The sequence below is a fragment of the Pseudoxanthomonas beigongshangi genome (assembly GCF_016820515.1).
GTDB classification, from domain to species: Bacteria; Pseudomonadota; Gammaproteobacteria; order Xanthomonadales; family Xanthomonadaceae; genus Pseudoxanthomonas_A; species Pseudoxanthomonas_A beigongshangi.
Genome location: NZ_JADHDV010000004.1, coordinates 77,645 through 94,920 on the forward strand (window position 1 = coordinate 77,645; position 17,276 = coordinate 94,920).

Consider the following 17,276-nt stretch of genomic DNA (forward strand, 5'->3'; position numbering starts at 1 on the left):
TCGCCTTGGCGCGCAAAGTACACCTCGCCAACCGGCACGGCCTCACCGCCGACCACCCACCCCTTCAGCCAAGGATTCCACCCATGAACGTGCTCACCCGCTCCGTCGCCGTCGCCCTGATCGCCTTTGCCGCCCAGACCGGCGCCACCGCCCAGGCCGCCCAATCCCCGCAGACGCCCACCGCCCTGGGCGCCACCGTCAGCGGCAGCTACGTCACCACCCGCGACGGCGTGCAGCTGTACTACAAGGACTGGGGCCCGAAGGACGGCCCGGTCGTCACCTTCAGCCATGGCTGGCCGCTCAACTCGGACAGCTGGGAATCGCAAATGCTGTTCCTGGCCGCCAAGGGCTACCGCGTGGTTGCCCACGACCGCCGCGGCCACGGCCGCTCAAGCCAGCCGTGGGACGGCAACGACATGGACCACTACGCCGACGACCTGGCCGCGGTCATCGAAGCGCTGGACCTGAAGGACGTCACCCTGGTCGGCTTCTCCACCGGCGGCGGCGAAGTGGCCCGCTACATCGGCCGCCACGGCACCGCGCGGGTCAAGAAGGCCGTGCTGGTCAGCGCCGTGCCGCCGCTGATGCTCAAGACCGCCGACAACCCGGGCGGCCTGCCGATCGAAGTGTTCGACGGCCTGCGCAAGGGTTCGCTGGACAACCGCGCGCAGCTGTACACCGACATCGCCTCCGGCCCCTTCTTCAACTTCAACCGTCCGGGCCAGAAGCCGAACGCCGCGATGATCCAGTCGTTCGTCGCCCAGGGCCTGCAGGCCGGCCACAAGAACACCTACGACTCCATCGCCGCGTTCTCCGCCACCGACTTCCGCGCCGACCTGAAGAAGTTCGACGTGCCCACCCTGGTGGTCCACGGCGATGACGACCAGATCGTCCCCATCGACAGCTCGGGCAAGGCCTCGGCCGCGCTGGTCAAGGGCGCACAGCTGATCGTCTACAAGGGCGCCCCGCACGGCCTGGCGGACACCCACAAGGATCGCCTCAACCAGGACCTGCTGGACTTCCTGGGCAAGTAAGTCAGCCGCATGGCAACAGGCCCGGACATGTCATGTCCGGGCCTGTTTTTTTTTGTGGGTGGCGATACCGGATTCGAGCAACGAGATCGCGCCGGCATGGCGTCAATCGTCAACCGCGCGTGCGCCGACTCACCAGCAACACGCCACGCCCGACCGTCACCTGTAAATCATCACCAACCGCGAAGCCGCATTGCTCCAGCCAGCGGCCGGACAGGCGCAGCTTGGGCACGGGGCGGCTGACGACCTGCTCGTCGTGGCGTTCGTCGTAGTACTGGAAACCCATCGTGCAGCGTTGCGGAATGCGGAAGCGGCGGCGTTGCGGGCGCGGAGGCTTTGCGGGCGGCAGCGGTTCGGGTGGCGTGGCTTCCGTGGCGGGCGGATCTTCCGCGATGGTCCAGACGCATCGGGCGCGGCGGGTTTTGCGAGTGGGGGATCTGGACGCGGTGTTGCGCGCCGGTGACTTGCGATGGGTCATGTGGGATTCCTCGGTTGTCTGGAATCCATCGTCCTGCTGTCAATCAGGGCGACGGACGGTACGCGGTTGACAGACCGGACCGAGGACCGGCAGACCTTGCGGTCTCCGCGCACCGCCCGCCATATGACAGGCATGCATCCATGCGCCGAAGACCGGCATGAAAAAAGCGCCGGTCATCGGTCGATGGGCGCTGGTGCGCCTCGGTGATTCGGGCTGTCAAACCCGGCTGCCGGATTCAGGGCAGCAGGGGAATGGTGCTACGGAGAGGGTGTGGCGTCAAATGACTTTGGAACACTGCGCCGTATGGCGGCTATCGGCCAGAAGCGGACGTTGGCACGTGCCTCTCCTAAGTCCTAAACCCCAGATCTTCTCGCTAGTTCATCCAGCCTCATGTATCTAGGATCCCGAATCAAATTAGGTGCAGCGAGGCCAATTGCATCAAGGCATTGACGAAGTTCCTGCGTAAGCCATCTCGGCTGGTCGCTAAAAACAGTGGATAACAGACGCACTGCATGCTCCGGGAAGCGCTCAGAGAGCCCAGATTGCCGTAGCTGGTGAATCAGATAGCCAGGCTCATCGACCACACCTAGCCAGTTGCCGACCACAGTGATGGCTGATGGGAATTCGTCTCCAGCGGCGACACACAAGCGGGCCAAAGACTCAGCATTGGCATTCAATGCTTGGTCATTCGATTTCGGCCAAATCCTTTCCCAGAAGGGCAAGACCCGGTTCTTCCAGTAGTCTTCGCGCTGTTCTCCTGCGCCTTCCAGCGCCCGCACTAGGGCTCGAGCCGATTCGCGCAGGCCTTCGGCAGGGAGCCCGCGGATGGCTGTGGCCAGTTGCGCTATGGTGAAAGTGTCGCCGGGATCGAGCGCCGCGAATGTCAGGAACGCCGCGAACTGCTCGCTGTGCTTGCCCAACTGTGAATAGTGATTCGCCGTGTCGAGAAAGGCGGGCCTGATCGCTTCCATCAACGGGCGATAAAGGCGTGGCGACCAAAGGAACCCTTCCCATGCAGCCTGCGCTTCGGCTTCGGAACGATTCCAGTCGAGCAGTGGCAGCAGATGTTGCTCCGACCAAGCCTTATCCACCCGGAACAGCGAGAGGGCATGGGCTGCCAGCAAGACCCGACCGTGCCTGAACTTGGCGACCTGCGTGTCGCAAAGTGCCGTGAAAATTGGCTTGATGGAATCCGGCAATCCTTGTCCATCGTCTGGTTCTCGGCGGTACAACCAATCCAGCAATGCCTGCGTCACATGGCCGACAGGGTGATTAATGGCCCGAAAGACTGGATCATCAGTGTCGCCGTCGCTATCGACATCGAAATCCAAATGCAAGATCCGTTTGGCCAACGTCAGGAAGTGATCCTCGTGCCCCTCGAAGGTCTTCGCCACGGCTTGCAGCCACCAACCGATGCCGTGAGACAAGGCTTGTACCAAGTTATCCGGGGAACCGACGACCACTGGAGCCATGAAATGCCACGAACGATCGCGCAGATTTTCTTCCGCCCAGGCTTGCAGCGCATCGCGCCACCGCTCGACGGGCCAATTGTTCTGCTGCGCGAGTGTCCACAACGCGTAGGCCGTTGCCTGAAACATGTCTGAGCACAACTTGCGCCAGTCGTCTTGCTCCGAGTCTCCCAGAACCGGATGTGCCGACAGATAGTTGAGGAGACCCCGCCTCGTGTGCGGAATTGGAGTGAAAACCTTCCACGGATCGCGATCACCGACCCAACCGCCTCCCATCCAGATGGGAAATTCGTCGCTCTCATCCGCTGCGAGTTGCCAAGGGTGCTCTGCTGACAGAGTGTCGAACCGGGACAGTCCCGATTGGCTGAGCATCGCGCCTGTTTGGGCTATTTTCGCAAGTCGCAGCCAAATGCCGTGATCAACGATGTCGTTCCAAGCATCTTGCTCGATTTCTGCGCGATAAAGATCGCGAGGTGGCCCGGAAAGAATGGCCTGCTCCAGCTCGGCCAGCATATCTGCATCCAGTTGCGGAGCCAGAGAAACCAGCAGACGCATGGTTTCACGCCTGGTTTCTTCAGACCAGAGCCACCGTCGCCCATCTGTCAACAGCCAGTCGAATGCCTGCCGAAGTGGGATGACACGCTCCTGCGCGGCCGCGAACAGCGCAAGTCGCCGGAATACCGGATATGAACCGTGCGCCCAGGACTCGGCGACGATCCGCGCTCGTTCCGGGGACTTCTTGGCGACGGACAACCACGCATCGCGGGTCAATTCGATTAGCGCCGTCCAGTCGTGAAAGTTCCTGTTCTGAGAGTGATCTGAAATCGAAGGTTGATGGATGTACGAATGATCGCTATTGCTGTCCACGCCGCCAAGTTCACGCATCAAGTCGAGCGCGTCGCGCAGTAAGGCGCTGAAATCGTCCATCAGTTCCGGCAGTGCCGCTGCCCATCGTTCATCGTCGGGCATGTCACGCAGTCCAGAATGGACGTGATCTGATGCCAGCACGACTTCCCATTCCACAATGTCTTTGATTCGATCCTGCACTTCGTTGTCACTGTCCGCGCCGGACCAGCGGAAAGGCTCGCGCAAAGACAGGCGTGGTGTGAGTGTCTCCCGAAGAGCCAAGCGCACGCTTGCGGTCAACCCTTCGTGCTTGAATTGGTCACGCCAACGGTAGAGGCTTAAGTCACGAAAGCCCGACTTCACATGCCCGTTGAGCAGCAAGCGCCAAAGGGTTCGCATTGCGGGACGAGGAATGGCGTTAGGGGCATTCGCTCGAATACGATTCAATTCGGTGTTGCTGCCACCATTTTTGAGTTTGTCTAGTTCGTCGAGACGACGTTCGATCAACCAGATCAGTTGATTGTGCAGCTGGCCACCGCGCTTGATTAGCCAGATCAATAGTTTTGGGTCGTCGAGGTGACGAAGTAGCCAATGAGCCAGTTGGAACATCACCGAATCCCAGCCGCTGCTGCGATGTCCGGCGTCAACGATCCTCATCCAGGGGGCGAGCGGGTATGGAGTGGGCCTATTGATCAAGCTGTAGGCGAGCTTGTTGTCCACGGTAGTTTGAGCCGGCACACTGAATCGTCCCAAGTCGGCATGACGATAGAGCTCCTCACTCAACGGCTCCAGCCAGTCCAGCGACGGCACCGGGTCAAGTTCCGCGAACCGCTTTGCGGGCAAGCCGCCTGGATCGCTCAACGCCCACAGCATCCGCCCGACGAAATCGTCCTGCTTCGTGCTCGCTAGAGGGCGGGCGATGGCGCATTCGACAACGATACGTTCCTTTCCGCGTACACCGTCGCGGTAGGTGTTTGCCCAAGCCCGTAAGGTTTTGTGCAAATAGGCGTGATGCTGATGCTCACGGTAGAGGATGGGGGTGACGTTTTTTGCCTTCCATTCGCTGGCGCGATCGACCTCCTTGCCCTTGGAATAGCTGCCGAAGGCGAACATCTCCGGTGGGGATTCCCCCAGCAAGCGGTCCGCGGCCAACGCATCCATCATGTAGCGCAACACCGGATCGTTGATGCTATACCCAATGAAGCAGACGGTGAAGTTTCGGAACAACTCGCTCACAAAACGAGCGGCCCAGCGTTCCGTCAGGTAGGCCAGCCCAAAGTCCCCGCTGGAGACCACGAGCCGATCCAGATCGCCTGCCGTTGCCGTGATGGGCAACAGGCCGTGCAGATACACTAGCCCATCCCACCGGGTCTTCGGCACGGGGAGCAGAGGAGCCTTGTAGTCTGGAAACGACAGCGATTTCGCTGCCCTGACCTCCTCGAACAGACGGTCGAAGTTGGTTGTGATGAGTCGTGTGCGGCCATCGCGATTCTGCCCAAGCGTTAGTAGGGCTTCGTGTGTGGCCGTCGCGTTCGGGGCCGTGAGGTTTGGCGTCAGGATCGTCGCAAGTTCACTGCGCACTTTCCCTCGACCACCGACGACATCCGCTTCCAGGAGTCCAATGGCGGTGTCGAACTGCCCGGCCTTGATCGCGGACTGCTGTACCAGATTTGGCGTGACCGAAAGGGCTTGATAGAGCTTGTCTACCAGACCGGAAAACCCAGGCAGCTGTGCAGGATACGAAATTCCCGCGCCACAGAAGAACACTACCTGCCCGTCTTCGTGTAATTGCAGCAGTCGTTCCGGGACATCTGGGCCGTTACGCACGAATTGCATATCAGGCGGACCGTTAGTACAGGGGTTGAGGGAGGATCATGCCATCACCCGAAAGTTCCCTGGCAGGCGCACCGTCCGCTTCGGGTCGAAAGCGGTCATTCCACTCTCCAGTCTTTTCTCAAATAAATTCAGTTGCGTATTCCTTTGCACGTAGGGAACGTGGAGCATCCCCAGAATCCATTTCCATTCCGCCGATTAACTCTGTGAACCATCGTTTCGCCACATCGCGGGCAGGACGGTATGTCTATCAGCTTCTCTGTCGTTGCAGCCAGCTTTGGTTCTACGCGATTCCTTGCGTCAATCGCTCCCGAGCTCACAACTCGTCCTAGCTCGATCATCGCCAACAAAGTTGAACCGTCGATCAGCCCTATCCGCTTCCCCTCGGCAAACCGCTCCGCATCCGGCGTGAAGCCGCCCAGCGCAGCAATCCGCACCTCATCCGCCCGATGATGAGCCATCAGCCCATACATCTCCCGCACCACATTGACCGGCACGCGTTCGCGTCGCCATTGCTTGCACTGCACCAGGATGCGTCGACCATCGCGACGCAGAATCAGATCGATTCCGCCGTCGGCGCCACCCAAGCCGGTTTCCTCGACGCTGTAGCCGCGACGGCGAAAGGCTTCGCCGACCAGCCGCTCGAAGTCGCGCCAACCCAGCGCAGCGAGGCTTTCCAGATCGGTGCGTGTATCCAGCAACCGGCGGGTGCGCCGGGCATTGAAGAACGAAGCCAGCGCGCCGATGGCGCACACGCCGAAGAACAGCCAGCCGAGCAGCGAGAACGGATGGGACGCGCCGGTGAACGCCTGCGCCAACGGCCCACCCTGACGGGCGAACCACAGCGGTACGCCGTGAGCGAGCGTGAGATAGCCCAGCGCACCAACCATCAGACCGACCGGCCAAGGCAGGCCCGCCAGCACGTCGATGAGATTGCGTTTACCACGTCCCATGTGGCCTTCCCCATTACCCCGGGGCGGACCATAGCGCGAATCTGGGCGCTATTGAAGGGTGCGGCCCGCCGTTTGTCGGCTTGGGGAATGGTGGAGCCTCGGAATCTATCTTCCTGCCGACTTGGACTTTACTCCGCCAGTGTCGCAGCCCAGGTCATATGACCCGACCGTTGAGCGCAAGAAGTCTGGCGATGACCATGACCCCAATCCTTTCGTACATTTCCGAGCTGAGGCTCATTGCCTCCATTTCTGCATTCGAAAGTTCAGGAGTAAAGGTAAAGAAATAGTCGTGCGACCAGTTGATGGGATTGGTCTCTCCATCGGCTCGCACATCATCAAAAAAGAGGCGACTTGTGCCATCCCCCATATCGCGAAGACAGACTACAACGCCCATGCTTGCGCGGATTTTGTCGTCAAATTCCATGACTTTCCTTTGGCTTACAGCCGCAGCTTATCGAACTAACCTGCATGGTCTGCGTTCTTCCGCGTAGTGCTTCTGGATGGCCTTGATGATGGATTCCCGCTCATCGTCTGATACGGCACGCACCGATGTCTCATCAGCATCCAGCCAATGCTGAATTGAGTCCGCATGGATTACCCGGCCACGAGAGAATAGACCCTCTTCATAGTCGACCCACACCAGCACCGAGAGCCCCTCCATGCGATATGCAAGCGTCTCCCGGTCAACCCAATCGATGCGGTACTGCATGAGCCGAAGCGTTCCCTGTCTGGCGGACGCCCACTATCTCATGGGTCAGCTTGAATCCGGCTCCACGGCGGCATCCCTCCTTAGTGCCGTTTTGCGGCTTCCTTTTCCTTCAGCGCTTCCTCGAACGCCGCCCTGAAGTCCTTCACCATCGCAGGAAGTACGGCAGGGTCAACAAACGCATCCGGCTCCCCCGCATCACGCCTGGCCGCCCGCTCCAGCACATCCGCCATCTCGGGATGGCTGGTCAGCACGATGTCCGCGCGCATGGCGGCGAGCTTGGCGAAGGTGGCGCGGTAGTCGTCGGCGATGCCGGGATACGCCTGGTTGCCGACCAGGGTGTTGCCGGCCACGGTGATGCTGCACAGGAACAGCACCTGGCGCGGGGTGCCGCGGTCGTCCACGGTCATGCTCCAGCTGGTGCAGCCGCGGGTGTGGCCGGGGGTGAGGTGGGCGGTCAGGACGACGTCGCCCAGGCGGGCCTGCTGGCCGTCGCTGATGACCTCGTCCACCGGGATGGGGTCGAAGGGCATGATGCCGTAGTTGTTGTCGCCTTCGTTCCGGCCGTTCTCCAGCGCCCAGCGGTCGCCTTCGCTGGCGAGAAAGCGCGCGCCGGTGTCGCGCTTGAGCTGCGCCATGGCGCCGACGTGGTCGGCATGGGCGTGGTCGCTGAGCAGCAGTTTGACCTCGCGCAGGGGCACACCCAGGCTTTCGATGTTGCGCTCGATCTGGCTGGCGTTCTCGGCCAGGGTGGCGTCGAGCAGGATGGCGCCTTCATCGGACTTGATGAGGTAGGCGGCCAGGCCCTGGGTGCCGACGTAGTAGACGTTCCCGACGATGCGGAAAGGTTTGACGGGTTCCGACCATTCCGGCGGATCGTGCGCCAGGACCGGCAGCGTCATGGCGCCGGCCATGACCATCGCGAAAATCCGAACCACCGAACGAAACCCATGACCTGCGTTCATGCTCACTGCCAGTCCTCTGTCGGGAAGGACTGGGACATTGCCCCGGCGGGCTTCGGCGCACAAATAACCAAAACTTGTGCGACGCATGAGTTGTTCTAATGGAAGTGTCGGTACAGGCTGATATCACCCGTGAGCGATTTTCCTGCACTTCGGATTTCAGTCACGTCCCTCTGCCGCGTCGCCGGAGGCGTTGCTCCCGGCCGACTTTCCGGGCGGGAGCGCCTGTTGTTCCTTGGCGATTTCTTGCAGGTATTGCTTGAACCCGGAAAGCTCGCCGTCAACTTCGAGCGCATCGAGCCGCTCCAGGTAGCGCTTTGCGTCGTCGTTCCGGCCGATCCTTCGGTTGTACTCGCCGAGCAGGTACAGGTTTTTAAGGGTCTCACCGGGGTCAGCTGACGCCGCCAGGCTCTTCTCGAGCAGGGGGAGCGCCTTCCTCACATACGCAAGGCTAGTCTCGCTATCTTCCCGGGTTTCAAACGCCATCAAACGGAAGAAATGGCACCAGAAGTCATCGTCCATTCCACGGGCGGCATAAACCTTCTCCGCCCACTTCAGGTGATCCTGCCGGGACTGTGGCGGCGCATTTCGATCGAAGTTGGTCTTGAGCCAGTCCTTCAGGACTGCTCGCTTGGCCGTATCCAGCTCCGCGAAGTCGTTTCCGAATGCGATGTAGCCGGACGCCGGGTTGAACCAGAGCCAGTTGCTGTCGGTGAATGGCCAGAAGACCTGATCGGACTTTTCCGGCCAGCTGTAGACGTAGCTGCCGGATGACATGGGTTGGTGAACCTTTACGCGCTCGTTCGTGACCGGATCGCGCACCTCGCTCTTGGCCCAGGTGATCGCCCGGGCGGACATGGGCACGATACAGAGCAGGGCTGCGATCAGCAGCGCTTTGGTGCGAATCCAGTGGTGCATGGCGTCCCCTTTTGGCCTGTTCCCTAGGGCCACGCAGAGCAACGTCCCCAATGCTCCGCGCGTCGTGGGCAGACCTTAGCATGGGGCGGCCGGGTACCTGGCGCCGGGTATCCGGCGGCGGGCTGAATCGCTCGGGCAACTGCTCCCGCCAAGCCGGTATGACCGTCTCTAATCAGATTCGACGCGTTCGGCCCGTTCACTGACCGCCCCGTTCTCGAACACCGCCAGCGTGCGCACCCTGCCCGCCGCGTCGCTTTCAAATTCAAAGTGCAGATCGCGCTCTCGGGCGAAGAAGCGGTTTTTCGTCTCCGGGTAAAGCGTGGCCACGAAGTCGCCGGCGGTGAGCTTGAGGTGATCGCCATCGACGGAAACGAGGATGTCGCCAATCCGTGCCGAGCGGTAGCGGCCCGCGTACGTGGCGAGCGTCGAGGGGTCGAGTGCGAAGGTGACGGATGGCGGCGTGTAGGGGACCGGCCCGTGGCCGTAGCTCAGTACACGATGCATGCGCCATTGGCCGTCGGCGAACTTCCAGACGGTGGTGAATTCGGCCTGCCCGTCCAGGTACTCGGGCTTTCCCGCTTCCTGCGCGTAAAACCGGTGCTTGCCGGAGAGGATGGCATAGCCGTCCTTGAGGGGATGGAACACCAGGCTTTCATCCACGACTTCGCGCCGCACCCGCATCTGTGGATTGCCACACACACCCTTTCGCAGCGACTCAATCAAGGCCTCGCGTGAAACCGTCAGGCCGGTCTTGTCGTGGTAGAACTCGACATCGGCCGTGAGCAGGCGGCCCATCTCCTTCATGTCGCAGGCGTTGTAGGCCTTCCAGAATTGCGTGTCGGCGGCGCGGACCTGTGCGTCTTCGTTCTCCGCCGCGGGCGATGCCGCGATGGCCACGAGGAGTGACGCGGCCATCAGAAACCTGGTCTGCTTCATGTCCCATGCCTCCGCTTCAGCAGGCACGATTGGGAAGGATTACCGCTCCCGGCTCAAGCGCCGTAAGTCACGGCTCCCGACAAATGCCTGGCGAAGGCGGCGAAGCCAGGCATGCGGGTGGAACGGCACTGCCGGTGGGGATAGCGGGCTCGGCTTGGGGCTTGTGGTGACGCTGCCGGTGCTGCTTCCTGCCAGTGGCAATAGACGTCCTGCCGATGGAGGGATTCAACGAATCTGGTAAGTCCCCTGAATCACGACGGGGAAACCCTTCTTGGCGAATGACTCCGGCGGCGGCGGGGCTTTTATCTTCGTGATGCGCTCCGCGTAGCACCGGGTGTAGTTGCTCTGTTCCTTTTCCGCGACGGCGACATTGATGATGTTGCCCGTGGCATCGATGTCGAACACCGTGGTGAACTTCTCCGTTGTTCCTTTCTGTCCCTGGCTGGAGCAATCGCCATGGGCCTTTTCGAACGCCTCGTCTGTTTCCGGCATGAACTCCTGCATCAGATACTCGCGACCAACCGGCGATGAGCGTTCCACCTTGGTGGCGCGGGCAACACGCGCGTCGAAATCGTCACCGGCGTACGCCATTCCGGTGAACAGGAGCAGGGTCAGCATGCATGCGGGCTTGATCATCCGAACCTCGAGGTCAATGGATCCGGCGGAACGCCGGGAATGGAGTCACTCGGAACGTCCAACCGTCTCCGCCGCCTTGGGTGCGAAGCGGCCGGTCCCGGTGTAGTACTCCAGCATGTACCTGGTTCCCTGCCCCTCCCGTCGCGCGGCGGTCGCCACCACGATAGCGAAGTCCTGGCGGAGGCGCCATTTGGCGCCGGGCGTCACCCGCTATCCGGCACTCGCGTCCGGCCCGATCTACCCAAGGCTCGCCATGATGCTCGATGGGCCGGTTATGGATCCCAATCACCGCGCAGCCTGGCAGCACGGCAGCGTGCACGCCATGGACCTGTGGTGGGAACAGGTTCCGCGTCCGCCCAAGACGTGGTGGCTCAACTGGCGGGACGCGTTGGGGTGAGGGGCCATCGGGCAAATCCTGCAAGCAATTCGAGCGATAGAAGTTAATGTCGCGATCGGCAAGCCTGCTATTGCTTCCCTGGACCGGTTCCCGACTGCATCCGGAATGGGAATCTTGCTTGCACTCCAATACGTCCCACCCACGTTCGCCCAGGATATTCAGCGTGGGTGCCTTCAACTGGAAGTCCATCACCACGCTGATCGTTCTTGTCTCCCTGGTTGCCCTGCTGCTCTCCGGGGAGAATGATCGCGGCTTCATCCTCTATGTCTTGTCGATCTGCGGATTGATCTTCTTTGCCTTGTTCTTCCAGATGCATTTCCCGCGGATCACGCTCTCGGGGGATGTCCTGGTCGTGGGCGGCGGTCTCTACAAGGCCAGGGTCGCCCTGTGCCAACTCGAGGTCACGGGCGCTTCCCTATTGGATGGCGACGAACCGTCCGGGCTGGGGTGGCGGCTCAACGGCATCGGCATTCCCGGTTACTGCCAGGGCTGGTTCAGTGGCCCCAGGAAGAAGAAGATCTTCGCCATCGTTACCCGCCGCCGGCAGCGCGTTTATGTGCCCACTTCGGCGGGTTTCGACCTGATGTTGACGCCGGATGATCCACATAGCTTCCTGAGGGCGTTGAAGGCGGAAGCCGACTAGCCATGTGGCCGGGAAGACCGTTCTGACGGCCTGTCGATTTCCGGCCAGGTCGTTCGTCTATCCAGAGAAGGCGGCGCGGCAGCGCCATTCCCATCATCAGGAGACCCGCCATGAGCCCCACCATCACCGCCTTCGAAAGCTCGCCGGATCGCGGCGGGGGCCTGTCACGCGACGTGCGGGTGCGCTGGGCATTGGAGGAAGCCGGGCAACCCTACGATGTGCGGCTGTTGTCCTTCGCCGCGCTCAAGCAACCCGGGCACCTGGCGCTGCAGCCCTTCGGCCAGATTCCCACCTATGAGGAAGGCGACCTGACGCTGTTCGACTCGGGCGCCATCGTGCTCCACATCGCGGAGCGCCACGCCGGCTTGTTTCCCGAAGACCCCAATGGCCGCGCACGCGCGATCACCTGGATGTTCACCGCGGTCAGCACGATGGAGCCGCCCATCGTCGAGCACGGCATGATGAGGATCTTCGAGAGCGGCCAGCCCTGGTTCGAACCGCGCATTGCCATGATCGAGCAGCGGGTCCGGACCCGGCTGGCCCAGCTCTCCGCGCGCATGGGCGACGCCGACTGGCTGGATGGTGCCTTCAGCGCCGGCGACCTGCTGATGATCTCGGTGCTGCAACGGCTGCGCGGTTCGAACCTGGTGGACGAGTATCCGAACCTCGCCGCCTATGTGGCGCGAGGGGAAGCGAGGCCAGCGTATCAGCGGGCGTTCGCGGCGCAGTTGGCGGTGTTCGAGGCTTCGCAGGCGGGATGAAGAACGGTATTGACCAATGGATGATTCAGATATGAGATCGTCGTCTGGAGATGACCCTGGTCCCCATGCCGGATGGACGGCGCAGGTTCCACTTTTCTGACCTGCTAGGTCCCCATGACGAAGAAGGTAAAGCCACTGCCGGTAACCCGGTCAGCATTCATTGGAACCTCCAAGATTTCCTCGAAGAAGACCCTTGCATCCTCTGACTTTGATTCTGGAGGAACATTGAAAATCTCTTCGTCACGCAGGAGGCCCAACGCGAGCATCTCGGCCTCGTCCGGATTGGGAGCCTCCACGAAACGTGTCGTATAGAAACCAATTGGTGACGATTCGCCCAGCATGGCGCCTGGAAAGTTCTCTCCACAGATAGAGCATCTATAAAGCGGCATGGGACGCCTTGCCTTGCGGGTCTGATCCGGGGACAAAATCGTACAACGCGTCGGCGGAAAGCAGAATACGCAAGTGAGCTTACGGCCGGAAAGCGGTTCGCGCTCCCGGCATTGAACCGAATCAGCTCATTGCACGCGGCGGAGTCTCCCCCGAGCGCAAGGTCAGCACCCGCACGCCGGTCCTGGTCACCGCCACGGTGTGCTCGAACTGCGCTGACAACTTGCCGTCGCGGGTGTAGACCGGCCATTCATCCGGATGGGAGCGAATGGCTGCCCGGCCGGCGTTGAGCATGGGCTCGATGGTGAACACCATGCCCTCTTCCAGTTCCAGTCCGGTGCCCGGCGTGCCGTAGTGGAGCACCTGTGGGTCCTCGTGCATTTCGCGGCCGATGCCATGGCCGCAATATTCCTTCACGACGCTGTAGCCATGCGCGCGCGCGTAGTGGGCGATGGCGTGGCCGACGTCGCCCAGGCGCGCGCCCGGACGCACCGCCGCGATGCCCTGCCACATGGCGCGGTAGGCGGTGGCCACCAGCCTTCGCGCCGGATAGGCGACCTCGCCCACCAGGTAGGTGGTGCTGGAATCGGCGATGTAGCCGTTCTTTTCCAGGGTGATATCCAGGTTGACAATCTGGCCGCCGCGCAGCACGTCGTCCTTCGACGGCATGCCATGGCAGACGACGTCGTCGATGGAGGCGTTGAGCACATACGGAAATCCGTACTGTCCCTTGCTGGCGGGCCGCGCTTTCAGTTCGCCGACGATCATGCGCTCGACGAAATCATTGATGTCCAGCGTATTCCGCCCTTCCAGATCCATACGACCCAGCGCGTCGAACACCTTGGCCAGCAGCGATCCGGCTTCCGCCATCAACGCGATTTCGGCGGTGCTCTTGATCACGTGCGGCCCGGGCGCAGGGTTTGCGGTCGCACGCCGGCCGCGCGCAATTCGTTGGCGACGATGTCCTGGAAGCTCAGTTCCGGGTTCATTTCGCAGAGCATGCCGACCTTGATCCAGAAGTTGGCCTGCGCGTTGATGGAGCGGCTTGTCACGGTGCAGGCGCGACGAATCTGGTCGTGGAGGTCGTCGTCGATGTTGACTATACCCATGGGTCTTTCCAGTGGTTGGACTATACGAAGCATATATGTTTCGTATATTGCACTCAAGACCTGCCATTGCCGGTCCGCTGGTGGATATCCGTGTGATTGGAAGCCTTGGGCGATGACGCGGTCGCGACTTACGTCGCTCCTACAGGGCGCGATTGCGTGGTTGAGTCCGCTTCGGTGTGCGGGAAGGCGCAAGGCGGATTAAACCGCGCGTGTGGTTCACGCATCCCATTCGGCAATCCCGGCGAGGAAAAGGCACATGAGTCCAGCGCGCAAGCTCCGCCTGCTTTGCATATTGCTCGGTTCCGCCCTGTGGCTGTCCGCCCTGTTCGCGGCTAGCGCCGCGGAGCCGCCAGAACCGTATGCGGCGATCCAGGCGGACGTCGAGAAGGAAGTCGCGGCCGGCCGGCTCACCGGTATTTCGATGGCGGTGGTCAAGGACGGCCGGATTATCTGGGAGCAGGGCTTCGGCTGGGCCGATCGCGAAGCGCGCCGGCCGGCCACGGCGCACACGGCGTTCTCGGTGGCCTCGACCACCAAGCCGTTCACCACCCAGGCAGTGATGATGCTGGCGACCGAAGGCAAGCTCGATCTGGATCGCCCGGCCAATGACTACCTGGGCGTGGAAAAGATCGTCGACGCGAACGGGCCTTCGCGCGAGGCCACCGTGCGCCGGCTGGCGACGCATTCGTCGGGCTTGCCGACGTTCTTCTCGATGTATCCCGAGGGCGGCGTCGCCAGGCAACCGACCATGCCGGAACTTATCCGCGACTATGGCCACCTGATCGCGCCGGTCGGCGAGCGCTACGAGTATTCCAACGTGGCGATGGGCATCCTGGGCGAGATCGTCGCGCGCCAATCGGAACAGGAATTCGGCGCCTTCCTGCGCGATCGCATCCTCCAGCCGCTGGGCATGAAGGACAGCTTCTTCGACACCGATCTGTCGCGCCGCGCGGAAATGGCCGTGCGCTACAACGACGACGGCAAGCCGCTGCCTTTCTACCTGACCGGCACGCCGGGTTCCGGCGAGCTGTACGCCAGCGCGCACGACCTGGCGCGGTTCGCGATGCTGCACCTGGGCGGCGAGGGGCTGGACGCCTCCGCGAGGATTCTGGGCCAGGCGCAACTGGACGAGCTGCATCGTCCGGCCACTCAGGTCGCGCCGCACTTCCACTACGGGATGGGTTGGGAGATCTACGACGAGCCCGGACGGATCGGCGTGCTGCATCACGGCGGCGGACAGGCGGGCGTCAAGGCGGAGTTCGTGCTGGTGCCGTCGGCCAACGCCGCGGTGATCGTGCTCAGCAACCGGCGCGGCGAGAAGAACTTCATCGACGACGTGCGCGACCGCCTGCTGAAAACGGTGGTGCCCGGCTGGACCCGCCTGCCCCGGCCGGCGAACGCGCCGCTGCTGCCCTTGCAGCCGGTGAAGGACTATCGCGGCACCTGGCGCGGGACGCTGCTGGCGCAGGGCCGGCGCGTGCCGATCGTGATGGTCATTGCGGATGCCGGCAAGGCGACGCTGGCGGTCGGCGACGGCCCGGCCAATCCGATTGCCGATTTCGGCCTGATCGACGGGCTGGTGTCGGGCGAGGTCAAGGGCGATGTCGGCAGCCCGGATACCCGCCGCGAAAGGCTGAAGGATCTGGCATTGGCATTGAAGCTGCGCGGCAACCGGATCGACGGCGAAATCGTTGCCTGGCGCAAGACTTCCGAGAACATGAACATGTTCCCGTTCTGGACGGATCTGGAGCGTGTCGCGGACGAGTGATCGTGCGGGACATTCCCTATTTGCGCAGGATCTTCTCCATCGCCTTGCCCTTCGCCAATTCATCGACCAGCTTGTCCAGGTAGCGGATTTTCCGCATCAGCGGATCCTCGACCTCCTCCACCCGGATGCCACACACCACGCCGGTGATCAGCGAGACGTTGGGATTCAGTTGCGGCGCCTGCGCGAAGAAGGATTCGAGGCTGGCGTCGGATTCGATCTGCTTGCGCAGGCCGGCCTCGCTGTAGCCGGTGAGCCAGCGGATGACCTGGTCGAGCTCCTCTTGCGATCGCCCCTTGGATTCCACTTTCTTGAGGTACAGCGGATACACGCTGGAGAACTTCATCGCGAAGAGCTTTTCTAGGCGCATTGGGATTTCCTCATCAGGGACGCTTACCCTTTCCACGGGTCTTGAGCGCCTTCTCCGCCGCTTCCAGCGTTCGCAGATCTTCCATATCCGCCGCCATCGCTTCCGCGCTGCGCCGCTGGGTGGAAAATTGCTCGTAGCGCTCGTAGGCCAGGGCTTTCATCGAAGCATGGCTGACCGTGCCAGTGCCCTCCAGGACGGGACGATCATTGAAGGCCAGCAGCTTGTCCACGTTCTCGCGCCAGTAGTCGAGGGTAAGCGATTTGCGATCCTTGACCCGAAGTTCCGCCTGTTCAAGGAATATCACCACCAGGCGGTTGAGCGAATCGATCTCGTCGGCGGTTAGATAGTTCTTGGCGACGATGACGTCCGCCTTGCGGACGCGACTACCTTCCCAGGCGTTGAGCCCCATATTGGGCTGGTCGGGGTCGGCACGCGCGATGACCAGCTCGGCGGCCGTCTTGCCGGTCACCGCATACAGCAGTTTGTTCTGGACTTCGGCAAAGAACAGCGACGCCTGCTGCTCGCTGTCGCGGTAATCCACACTGAGGGCGAAGAGATCGCGAACCTTCTGGTAGAAGCGCTTCTCCGACGCACGGATATCACGGATGCGTGCCAGCAGCTCATCAAAATAGTCCCAACCTCTCGGATCCTTGAGGCGGGCGTCGTCCATGACGAAGCCTTTGACCAGATATTCGGAGAGCTGCGTGGTGGCCCACTGGCGAAACTGGGTGCCGCGGGCAGAGCGGACGCGATATCCAACGGCGAGGATCGCTTCGAGATGGTAATGGTCCACCTGGCGGCGAACCTGGCGCTGTCCTTCGTTCTGAACTATCCGGAATTTCCGGATAGTTCGTTCAGGTTCAAGTTCTCCTTCTGAAAAGACGTTTTGCAGGTGCTCACTGATTGTCTTGACGCTTACTTGGTATAGATCAGCGATCTGCACTTGGGCTAGCCAAACTGATCCGCCATCCAGCCGCACCTGGATGCGGGTCTTCGCATCCTCCGTGCGATACAGGATCAGATCCGAAACCGGCTCTTGGGTGTCTTCCGGACTCATGCAATCTCCTTGTGTTTCT

Annotated in this window: 18 protein-coding genes; 4 read left to right on the forward strand and 14 right to left on the reverse strand. The window is 61.8% G+C overall.

Features of this window, described 5'->3' with window-relative positions; translation table 11 throughout:
• Nucleotides 1-83: 83 nt before the first annotated feature.
• Nucleotides 84-1,034, forward strand: a complete 951-nt coding sequence (locus tag IQ458_RS04140; protein WP_203322013.1) for an alpha/beta fold hydrolase — start codon at nt 84-86, stop codon at nt 1,032-1,034.
• A gap of 109 nt (nt 1,035-1,143) precedes the next feature.
• On the opposite strand, the gene IQ458_RS19530 is transcribed toward IQ458_RS04140, so the two are convergent.
• The 9 genes from IQ458_RS19530 to IQ458_RS04185 form a co-directional block, all read right to left on the reverse strand.
• Nucleotides 1,144-1,509 (reverse strand): SymE family type I addiction module toxin, encoded by a 366-nt coding sequence (locus IQ458_RS19530; protein WP_235996613.1) that lies wholly within the window; start codon nt 1,507-1,509, stop codon nt 1,144-1,146.
• Nucleotides 1,510-1,862: 353 nt separating this feature from the next.
• Nucleotides 1,863-5,660, reverse strand: coding sequence for an anti-phage defense-associated sirtuin Dsr1 (gene dsr1 / locus IQ458_RS04150; RefSeq protein ID WP_235996614.1), 3,798 nt, complete (start codon nt 5,658-5,660; stop codon nt 1,863-1,865).
• Between the two features lie 128 nt (nt 5,661-5,788).
• Nucleotides 5,789-6,610: a restriction endonuclease gene (locus IQ458_RS04155; RefSeq protein WP_203322014.1), complete on the reverse strand. Its 822-nt coding sequence runs from the start codon at nt 6,608-6,610 to the stop codon at nt 5,789-5,791.
• A gap of 154 nt (nt 6,611-6,764) precedes the next feature.
• On the reverse strand, nt 6,765-7,034 hold the full coding sequence (locus tag IQ458_RS04160) for a hypothetical protein (RefSeq protein ID WP_203322015.1): 270 nt from the start codon (nt 7,032-7,034) through the stop codon (nt 6,765-6,767).
• A gap of 27 nt (nt 7,035-7,061) precedes the next feature.
• Nucleotides 7,062-7,319, reverse strand: a complete 258-nt coding sequence (locus IQ458_RS04165) for a hypothetical protein (protein WP_203322016.1) — start codon at nt 7,317-7,319, stop codon at nt 7,062-7,064.
• Between the two features lie 80 nt (nt 7,320-7,399).
• The gene (gene bla, locus IQ458_RS04170; RefSeq protein WP_203322017.1) at nt 7,400-8,236 is read right to left on the reverse strand and encodes a subclass B3 metallo-beta-lactamase; all 837 of its coding nucleotides are present in this window, start codon (nt 8,234-8,236) and stop codon (nt 7,400-7,402) included.
• A 201-nt stretch (nt 8,237-8,437) separates the two neighbouring features.
• On the reverse strand, nt 8,438-9,196 hold the full coding sequence (locus IQ458_RS04175; RefSeq protein WP_203322018.1) for a DUF2225 domain-containing protein: 759 nt from the start codon (nt 9,194-9,196) through the stop codon (nt 8,438-8,440).
• Nucleotides 9,197-9,364: 168 nt separating this feature from the next.
• Nucleotides 9,365-10,132 carry a nuclear transport factor 2 family protein gene (locus IQ458_RS04180; RefSeq protein WP_203322019.1) on the reverse strand — a complete coding sequence of 256 codons (768 nt, stop codon included), beginning with the start codon at nt 10,130-10,132 and terminating at the stop codon, nt 9,365-9,367.
• Nucleotides 10,133-10,357: 225 nt separating this feature from the next.
• Nucleotides 10,358-10,750, reverse strand: coding sequence for a hypothetical protein (locus tag IQ458_RS04185; protein ID WP_203322020.1), 393 nt, complete (start codon nt 10,748-10,750; stop codon nt 10,358-10,360).
• 578 nt (nt 10,751-11,328) lie between these two features.
• Between IQ458_RS04185 and IQ458_RS04190 the strand changes: the two genes are divergently transcribed.
• Nucleotides 11,329-11,808 carry a PH domain-containing protein gene (locus tag IQ458_RS04190; protein ID WP_203322021.1) on the forward strand — a complete coding sequence of 160 codons (480 nt, stop codon included), beginning with the start codon at nt 11,329-11,331 and terminating at the stop codon, nt 11,806-11,808.
• Between the two features lie 110 nt (nt 11,809-11,918).
• Complete coding sequence (locus tag IQ458_RS04195; protein ID WP_203322022.1) at nt 11,919-12,569, forward strand: glutathione S-transferase family protein; 651 nt, start codon at nt 11,919-11,921, stop codon at nt 12,567-12,569.
• A gap of 104 nt (nt 12,570-12,673) precedes the next feature.
• On the opposite strand, the gene IQ458_RS04200 is transcribed toward IQ458_RS04195, so the two are convergent.
• From IQ458_RS04200 to IQ458_RS04210, 3 genes are all read right to left on the reverse strand, one after another.
• On the reverse strand, nt 12,674-12,910 hold the full coding sequence (locus IQ458_RS04200; RefSeq protein ID WP_203322023.1) for a hypothetical protein: 237 nt from the start codon (nt 12,908-12,910) through the stop codon (nt 12,674-12,676).
• Between the two features lie 169 nt (nt 12,911-13,079).
• The gene (gene map / locus IQ458_RS04205; protein ID WP_203322024.1) at nt 13,080-13,856 is read right to left on the reverse strand and encodes a type I methionyl aminopeptidase; all 777 of its coding nucleotides are present in this window, start codon (nt 13,854-13,856) and stop codon (nt 13,080-13,082) included.
• Nucleotides 13,853-14,065, reverse strand: a complete 213-nt coding sequence (locus IQ458_RS04210) for a ParD-like family protein (protein ID WP_141454886.1) — start codon at nt 14,063-14,065, stop codon at nt 13,853-13,855. The genes map and IQ458_RS04210 overlap by 4 nt, the downstream gene beginning before the upstream one ends.
• Nucleotides 14,066-14,321: 256 nt before the next feature.
• Here IQ458_RS04210 and IQ458_RS04215 point away from each other — a divergent pair, with 256 nt between their 5' ends.
• Complete coding sequence (locus IQ458_RS04215; protein ID WP_203322025.1) at nt 14,322-15,833, forward strand: serine hydrolase domain-containing protein; 1,512 nt, start codon at nt 14,322-14,324, stop codon at nt 15,831-15,833.
• A gap of 16 nt (nt 15,834-15,849) precedes the next feature.
• Here the strand turns inward: IQ458_RS04215 and IQ458_RS04220 are convergent, their stop codons facing one another.
• Both IQ458_RS04220 and IQ458_RS04225 read right to left on the reverse strand, forming a co-directional pair.
• A complete protein-coding gene (locus IQ458_RS04220) occupies nt 15,850-16,200 on the reverse strand; it encodes a DUF2200 domain-containing protein (protein ID WP_203322026.1) in 351 nt (116 codons plus the stop codon).
• A gap of 13 nt (nt 16,201-16,213) precedes the next feature.
• Nucleotides 16,214-17,257, reverse strand: coding sequence for a virulence RhuM family protein (locus tag IQ458_RS04225; protein WP_203322027.1), 1,044 nt, complete (start codon nt 17,255-17,257; stop codon nt 16,214-16,216).
• Nucleotides 17,258-17,276: the final 19 nt, after the last annotated feature.